The organism is Microvirga sp. jy35 (assembly GCF_056148915.1).
Genome location: NZ_JBWBEW010000114.1, coordinates 1 through 1,358, shown reverse-complemented (window position 1 = coordinate 1,358; position 1,358 = coordinate 1). Strand labels below are relative to the sequence as shown.

General features: G+C 64.1%; 1 pseudogene. It reads right to left on the bottom strand.

Annotated elements, in window-relative coordinates:
* Window positions 1–254: 254 nt before the first annotated feature.
* A pseudogene (locus AC0QTX_RS27450) lies at window positions 255–1,282 on the bottom strand (IS110 family RNA-guided transposase).
* Window positions 1,283–1,358: the final 76 nt, after the last annotated feature.

Here is a 1,358-nt window from a genome sequence, read left to right as displayed (position 1 = left end):
ACGGCTCCCTGTTGGCAAGGGTTTTGTTGAACGCTTCTGCCGGGCTGGTCGGTGCGGCCATGTGTTCGACCTGTTGGAGCGGTGCTCATGACCGCTGGCCATAATGCCCTCCGCGAAGGGGTCCCGACCAAAAGCTCGCATTCCAAGATGCTCTGGCACGAATGGGTTGTCCCGCTTCCCGGCTCGACCGGATCCTGCATTAGCGTCTGTACGCCCTTCCCAACCTTGGTCTCGTCGAGTGTTCCGACGAGGTGTTACGCCGCCTGCCCGACCACCGGCTCACGATAGCGCTCGCCCTTGGCCATGATCGCCCACACCATACGAGCCATCTTGTTGGCCAGGGCCACCGCCGCTACCTTGGTGGCTCGCCGCGCCAGCAACTGCACAATCCAGGGACGGCGGGTGCCATGCCGCTGGGCATAGCGGATCACCGCCAGTGCGCCCACCGTCAGCATCGAGCGCAGGTAGCGGTTGCCCTGCTTAGTCACGCCGCCGAGCCGCTCCTTGCCGCCACTGGAGTTCTGCTTCGGCACCAAGCCGATCCAGGCCGCCAGATTGCGCCCGGATGAGAAGGCCTTCGGGTTGGGAACATGGTCCACGAGAGCTGACGCGAGCAAGGGACCCACGCCGGGGATCTCCGCCAGCCGGCGGCTGACTTCGCTGGCCCGATGGCAGGCGGTGATCCGTCGGTCCATCTCCAGGATTTGGCGCTTGACCAGCACCAGTTGCTCGGCCAGAGCCAGAATGCAGGCCCGGGCCAACTCCGGGATACGCTCATCTCCATCATGGACCAACAGCAGCAACTCGTCGACGCCCTCGCGGCCGATCTTCGCCACCAGGCCGAACTCCGCCAGGTGAGCTCGGATGGCGTTGGTCAGCATGGTCCTCTGCCGCACCTGCATCAGCCGGACCCGGTGCAGCATGAGGACGCTCTGCTGCTCACATGTCTTCGTCCCGGCAAAGCGCATGGTGGGGCGGGTGACTGCCTCGCAGATCGCCTCAGCGTCCGCCATGTCGTTCTTCTGCCGCTTCACGTAAGGCTTGACGTAAGCCGGCGGCATGAGTTTCACCTCATGACCCAGGTTCTGGAGTTCGCGCGACCAGTGATGAGCCGAGGCACAGGCTTCGATGCCGACCAAACAGGGGGCAGAGAAGCGAAGAACTTGAGCACCTGCCCTCGCCTGACCTGGCGCCGGATCAGCACCTCGCCCGTGGCGCTGATGCCGTGCACCTGGAATACGGATTTGGCGATGTCCAGACCAATGGTGGTGACCGTGCTCATGGGCTGCTCCTGTGTCGCTGGCTGCTGACAACAGCCATGCTACCTCACCGCTGGGTGGGAGCCGTCCACAACATCA